Source organism: Acidovorax sp. PRC11, from assembly GCF_031844105.1.
Taxonomy (GTDB): domain Bacteria; phylum Pseudomonadota; class Gammaproteobacteria; order Burkholderiales; family Burkholderiaceae_C; genus Paracidovorax.
Map to the genome: position 1 here is coordinate 169,098 of NZ_JAUZUQ010000012.1, position 6,872 is coordinate 175,969.

Annotated in this window: 4 protein-coding genes and 1 pseudogene; all 5 read right to left on the reverse strand. The window is 58.3% G+C overall.

The genetic code is table 11. The annotated features are described in order from the left end of the window. Nucleotides 1-10: 10 nt before the first annotated feature. The gene (locus tag Q9R47_RS15370; RefSeq protein ID WP_311234069.1) at nucleotides 11-1,333 is read right to left on the reverse strand and encodes a DNA polymerase Y family protein; all 1,323 of its coding nucleotides are present in this window, start codon (nucleotides 1,331-1,333) and stop codon (nucleotides 11-13) included. Next, nucleotides 1,272-2,111, reverse strand: coding sequence for a translesion DNA synthesis-associated protein ImuA (gene imuA, locus Q9R47_RS15375; protein ID WP_311234070.1), 840 nt, complete (start codon nucleotides 2,109-2,111; stop codon nucleotides 1,272-1,274). Before imuA ends, Q9R47_RS15370 begins: the two co-directional genes overlap by 62 nt. Before the next feature lie 398 nt (nucleotides 2,112-2,509). Further along, nucleotides 2,510-3,246: pseudogene (locus Q9R47_RS15380) on the reverse strand (IS5 family transposase); the annotation flags it as partial. 281 nt (nucleotides 3,247-3,527) lie between these two features. After that, entirely contained in the window at nucleotides 3,528-6,017 is a 2,490-nt protein-coding gene (locus Q9R47_RS15385) for a helicase C-terminal domain-containing protein (RefSeq protein ID WP_311234071.1), read from the reverse strand. Nucleotides 6,018-6,237: 220 nt separating this feature from the next. Beyond that, a complete protein-coding gene (locus tag Q9R47_RS24320; RefSeq protein WP_404977154.1) occupies nucleotides 6,238-6,615 on the reverse strand; it encodes an IPTL-CTERM sorting domain-containing protein in 378 nt (125 codons plus the stop codon). Nucleotides 6,616-6,872: the final 257 nt, after the last annotated feature.

Genomic DNA, 6,872 nt, shown 5'->3' on the forward strand with positions numbered 1-6,872 from the left:
GTGGCCTCGTTCATGCGAAATGCCCGTGGAGAAACCAGGCGGTCTGGTCGCCCGCCAGCCGCTGCTGAAAAACCCACAGCACGCCAGCGTGGGCGCTGAGGGCCAGCCAGTAGTCGCGCTGGACGTTCAAGGTCCGTGCATCGTCTCCCTCTCCCGTCCGATGCCACCATCCGCCTTCGACGCGATCAGGCCCAAGAAGCAATCGCAGTGGCCCCTGGTAGTAGGGACGGTTGTCGCGCTCCATGAGCCGCAGTGGCTCGTCGAGTACCCAGGTGGGCAACGGCAGCGCATGGACGGGCTCGCCGCCTTTGCGACGCTTCACGGGCTCACTTGTCCAACCTTGCATCCATTCGAGCCGATGGTCCTCCTGCAGGATCGGACGGCGGACGCAATCGTTGCCTAACCGGGCTTGGATGCGCTCGAGGGCAAACTCTGTCTCGACGCCTTGGCGCAGCGTGTCCTGAAGTAGAGAACGGCTTTCCTCGACGATCGGGGCAACCTCTGACGCAAGCAACTCGATATCCCCTGCGGGAGCCTGCAACTGCACCTTTGCGAGATGCTCGGAGAGCAGGCGTGCGAAGTGCTCGATGTTCTGGGTAGGCTGGGCTGTGCGCACGGTGAGTTCGCCGCCGGTGCCGGCATCCTTGGCCCGCATGACGTCATGGCACCAACGCAGCGTGAATGCGGTGGCACCCAGTCGCCGCGCCACCAGCCACCCCGCCATCTGCACGAGAAGGCGTCTTGCCCCGAACAACAGTGCGGGGGCAGTTTCTACACGTGCCATCAACTCCAAGCGAGCATGAAACGTCTCTGGCAGGGCAATCCACTCGTAGGCCTCGGGCCGCAACCCGTAGGCTTGGTCCAGCGCGTTCAACAGTGCTTTGTCGAAGCGGCGGCCCAGACCTCCACGAGGTAGAAGCCTGACATCTCCCAGCGTGCGACATCCAACACGCGCCAACGTGGATTGGTGCGCGGCGACTGCCGATAGCGCGCCTAGTGGTAAGCGGTCCAGCAGCTGTGCGATGGGGGTATGGAAGCCGTCTGCGGCGAGGGGATCAGTAGCGTGGCGTACGAGCGCAAGCGCTGCCAAACCCGTAGGCGCCCAGGCGATCCTGGCGCCTAGATCCCTGCAACCGGCTTCCACCAGCGCACGCAGAGCATCGAGGCCTCCATAAAGCCTCGCACTCGCAGCCATCTCTGCAACCACTGCATCCTCCAGCAAGGCCACCCGGGGCGTGAACTGCAATGCCCACGTGCCCAGAGACCCAGCATCAATGGGATGCGGGAATGCTGACTGCGGAAGGGGTAGCAATGCGGCCCAATGCCCAAGCATTGACGACCTCCTTGCGGTTATTGGTGTGGACGGGCTGTGCCTGTGAAGTCCGCAGCCTGGGAGGTAGCACACGTGTCAAGCCGGCCGGGATGGCTTCAAGGACCAGCGCCTCATTCAGGGAGGCACCGCGACGCTTCGGGATTCGGACCTCCAGTTGCCATCCTGTACCCAGTGCTATGGCCACCCGCAGCGGTGCCGGCGACGCGCTGGACAGTGCAGTCGTGGGTCTGAGAAGGAACACGGCGGCCTCGCAGGATTGCGCATGGACCTGCAAACGCCTGATTTGCTCCGGTCTCGCCTGAGGGAGCCAGGACAGCACCGCGCCCTGAGGGTTGGACTTCAAGAGTTGCTCGGTGACCCACAGCCGATCTACCGGCGTGGATGCTTGGATCCAAACGACTTTCTCAGGCGGCAGTCCTAGCTGGGCCAAGCCACTCGTATGTGGCTGTTTGGGAGGTCCCACCAGGTAAACACACCCTCCTGGGGCCAACAACGACGGCAGCGCAGGACCGAGCACGCGCCACTCGCACAAGGCAGCCTGTGGCATGAGCAACTCGGTGAGATTGTGGGTGGGCCACCCTCCACCTGGCAGCTCTGCGTCCAGCACAGGAAAGCCGGTGGATACCGTGCCCGATACAGCACTTCCAACTTCCGATCCACGCCAAACTGCCTCTGCGACGTGTCGCGGAAGCATGGCTGGATCGAACGTAGGATGGGGAGCAGCAAAGGTCGTCATGGAAGCTCCAACGGCGTGCGAAGCATACACTGTATAAAACATCAGTATATGTGGCCTCCCCCATGGGCTGGAAGCTCAACCTCTGCAGTGCCATGTAGGACCGATGCGGAATCTGAAGAAAAACCAAAAAGACTGTCTTTATTGAATGGGAGCCGGCATTCGCTCAACAAGCCCGCCTGAGCAATCGTCCGGAGGGCCGTAGGTGCCGCAGATAGCCGCCAGCGCGGGCGTCCGCCAACTTACCTCCGCAACGGCCGTGCGCATGCGATAGCGTGCGCACTTCACATCCGGACACCGCCGGGTACGGGGGCGTGTCGATTCCGATGTATTGGGAGCTAGCAGAGCCTAAAGGCGATGCGCAGTGGACGAAATTGCAGAGAAAAACCGTGAGCTTGATGGGACTGCCGAACAGCGCACTGCAGAACATGACTAAAGCGTGATGAACTTGCCGCCGCAGCCAGCACCCGTGCAGCGGCAGGCAACATGAGCACAGCGAAAACCAAGAAATCCAATCCGCCGAACACTTCCCGCAACCGCGCATAGTCTCGTGAGAGCCTGCGAAACCTCGCCAGCCAGCTGAAGCTTTTCTCCACTGCCCAGCGCCGCGACAGCAGTACGAAGCCCCCCTTAACCCCGAGCAGCTTCACGACCTGCAGGTCGATGCCTTTGTCCTGCGCGGCCTTTGATGCCGTTTCACCTATATCGCCCTGGTCAGCCAAGGCCAGTTTCACCGCGTGCCCCGTGTCCTGCTTCACGTCTTTGCACAGGCGCTTCACCTGTGCACGTTCTTGTTCGTTTGCAGATGTGACATGCACTGCCAGCAAGTGGACCAGCGTGTCCACAGCCATATGCACCTTTCTACCACGCTTGCGTTTGTAGCCGTCGTAGGCTACGCGGAGGCCGCTTTCGCAGATTGATCGCAGCGTGGCGCCCATCCATCATCACGGTGCTGGGCCGGCCTTCACGCCCCTGTGCCTCGCGAATGATGGAGCGCAGATCCGAGAGCATCGCCTCGAAGCAGCCTGTATCCAGCCATCGGCGGCTCTGCTGGTAAACCGCCTCCTAGGGCGGCAGATCATTGGGCAGCATTCGCCATGGCCACCGCACGCACCAGCCAGCGCAGGGCGTTGAAAACTTCGCGCAGATCGAACTCACGTTGGGGAGCGCGCTGGTCCATGAGGATCAAGTAGGGCGCAGCGAAGCTTCATTCTTCATCGCTGACATCCGTTAGGTAGAGCTTGCGGGGCATGAAGCGCTGACTGGAGATGCTCTGATCGCCCTCGTCAACCGAAATTGCCATGAAACCGGACAGCACGCACAGCCCCGGTTTGTTCAAGTGCCTGAGCGAGTTGCAAGGCACAAGTCGCATGACTACCGAGACATCTTCGTCAACAGACTTGTGCCCCTCTTGGCATCAAATTTCCATCGTTCGCAGTCGACCGCGTCAATTGACAACGGTCAGGATGGTTTCACCGTGTACCGGGAAATGATGTGGGCAGAATCAAGTCCAAAATGCACAAGTGCTTCAGCGATCCTTGCCGGTGGGGCAAATGTCGTATCCCCAAAAATCACCGCCTTGGCAAAGCCGTCAATCGCCATCTTGAGTTTGTCAAGCGATTGCACGTCAATCACACGCATGTTGGTTGACGGCGATGCCGCGTCACCGAACTTGCTCGAAGGATGAACGATGACGAGGTCCGTCGTGGCATTCGCTTCATAGCGATTTTTAAACCAAGACTCGGAGCCCAGCAATTGATTGCAAAAATCTTTAGTGATCGCCTTGTCCTTATCCGCCACTCCACTTTTGCACTCAATAATTGCGAACTTAGTGGGAGTCATTGCCCACAGATTGTCCGGACCGCCATCTTTGTACGTTTTATCAGGTCGCTGGGAGCCAAACCCGATAAACCGACCTAATTCCTGCATCGCTGCTTCAAATGCGTCGGTACGATCCGGATCCCATGAAAGGTCTGCAAGAAGCGCTTTAGTCCAGAGGACAAGGCCATTGGGATCTATAAAGCGTGTTCTCACAAATTCCTCGGCGTTTTCCCCCTGACTGCGTGTGTTCGTCGGTATCCGCTTGTAGCTAACCCCTTGAAGTGGTTTGAGAATTCGTGGGTTATCCAAGATCCCCGCAAGTAGCAATTTCTGCGCTTCAATTGGACTATCTGGATTTATTAGTTCGGCAAGTTGCTGCTTCAAATATCCACGGACCATTGGTGCCGTTTCTGCATGCACTGCTGGTTGCAAAGCCGCAGCCGCAGCCGTCCATTGGCCCAATGTAGCTAGGTCGAATGCTTTTCGGAGGAGCGGAGTGGCTGTGTCGATATGGCTGACGCTACCCTCAGGAGCTTTCGCCAGTCGTTGGCGGCCAGCTAACCACCACTTACTATCCTTGTTTATGCAGAGTTCCAGAATGGGCTGCAATTCAAAAATGGCTTTACCCTTTAGCTGGCGCGTAACCTCTTTGCCGAGGTCGATTTGCGCTAACGTGGCGGGAGTAAACATGCGTCGAGCCTCGGGCGAGTTGACCCGTTGCGTCAATCGCGCGCCCAGCAGAAGGACCGCGCAGCGGTCTTCGTTTGAGCGAACCCCTCTCCCCATTCCTTGCTCAATGCGCTGGATTTGTCGAAGCAACTGCAGTTCAGTGCCATCAAGCATCATAGCGTCAAGTCGTTCCGCGAGATCATGCACCTCAGGAATGCCATCGACGATTAAGAGTCTACACGCGTCCTCAGGAAGGTCTACACCGTCATAACGGTTGACTAGCACAGTCAGCCCCACGTGCTTGGCCTTCAAAGCCGCGACACCGTTCGCAATCGTTTCACGGCTCAACGTCTGATTGGCAACATCTTCCCAGAACTTCGCTCTAGCGAAAGACGGGACCAGTACTACAACGTTGTGCTTTGATGCGATTGCTTTCGCCAGCGTTCTGACTTCCTCGTCCTTAATCTCTGGATTGACCTCCTGCGGAGCAACAATCATTCGGTCGCCAATTTCGCCCGCCCCCTTGGGCTTGATCGGATCGGCAATAGCGGCGGGGTTGGCGTTCAAATGTGTAATAAGGACGCCGTCATCCGCCAGCGTGGCGGTCATATAGATTCGCCGCTTTGCACGTGCGAACGCAGGTATTTGCTCGATGGGCATACAGCGTGGCTTGATCTGCAAACCATTTGCGCCGAAGACGCAAACGCACAAGGGAATTACCCCTTTGAGCAGAGGCCAGCTAAATTTGAGTTCTTGCGTATCGCGGTGGGCATCAAGGATCGCTATCACTTGAGCACTCTTGTCCTGCCAAACCCAGAACGGTACAGCCATCAGGCTTTGTATGTCGCTGCGGGCGATTTCGAGCCATCCGACGTACGAATACTTCTTTAAGTCGTCGCTAAACAGGTTCCACAATTCGCTGTACGCAGCGTGGCCGGACGGGAGATCTATGCTGAATTGATCCGCCACAGCGTCAAGACATGCGTGTGCGTCGTCAATCACAACGCTGCCTAAAGTGATTCGGGTGCCGGCAAGCCCGACGCCAAACACTGATCTTCCGTTTACCAGCTTGTCGATGTTTGCGATCAGGATGGCCGAGCCAGACTGGAAGCCAGCATGATTAGTGTCTTGAGTTACCGCAATACCTAGATCCTGAGCCTCTTGAAGGACTTGGCCGACGAGATAATTGTCTGGCGCAATGTATGCGGCGGGTCCGATTTTCTCGTTCAAGCAACTCTGCAGCGCAAGAAGACCGACAAGCATCTTGCCTGAGCCAGTGTTCATTTTGATAGTGTTGTCTACCCGCTCCCGCTTCTCGAACCACTTGTCCAACACTTCGCCTTGGTTCGCCGACGGAAACTTGAACCGAGGTTGCCGCTGAAGCGTTGTGAAGATTTGTCGTGGCTCGAGGATCCCGGTCGTCCCGTCACCTGCCCCACCAAGGGCGTCGAAGTCCAACATGCATTCCTCCCTATCACCAGCCCTATGCCGGGCAAATTGACGACTAGGAGTACCTCCCCTAGCTAAGGATCAATGTACGCTATCTGGCGCGATAAGCTTGTTTTGCTCACTAGGTTAGCAGCGCAGCGTCTCCTAGCCTCGATCTCTGGGCTTCCCCTACGGCTTTAGGTCTTGGGGGGGTATATCAAGTAGTTCGTCGCGGGGAGGGACGGAAGTCGGCCTACCTACGGCTCACGTGTGTTCTGGCCCACGTCCACAGGAGAAGCAGAAGACTTAGGACGAGAATTCCCCAATCGGACATCGCGGGGATTGCCTTGGTAACTGCGGGCGCGGCAAGCAGCAGCAATACCGGCGCGAATGGATCATCGATGCGGCCGATCTCTAGTTTCAGTACCCCGCCTGGTTGTCCGCGACTTGGTACGCCACGGTTTTCCTGTCGGAACTCAGGCTCACTTCCGAGGCCGGCAGTTCGAACCAGGACTCGGGTCCTCCTGCGGACCGCAGGCCGAACTGCATGAACCGGACGTTGGGGGCAGCGCGACGTGGTGTTGGATGTGCTGAGGCAATCGAGACAGCCATAAGTGGTGAACGCGAACACACCAGTGGGAAGCGTCGCTCCAGCGGGTTATGCCGCCAGGTCCGCCGCGTCGAAACTGCTGGACGTCAGCCTGCAGATAGTGCTTCCCCGGAGTGGGCCAGCGAAGCTGATCCGCTGCCTCCCGGCGGCGAGCTGTTTGCGGTCCGCACATGCGTCGCTGAGAAAGGCTGCGACGCATCGCTGTTCCCGCAGCGGTGATGGCCGCGACCTCAAAGCTGTAGCGGAACCCGTTGAGAGACCAACACCTTGCATGTCGT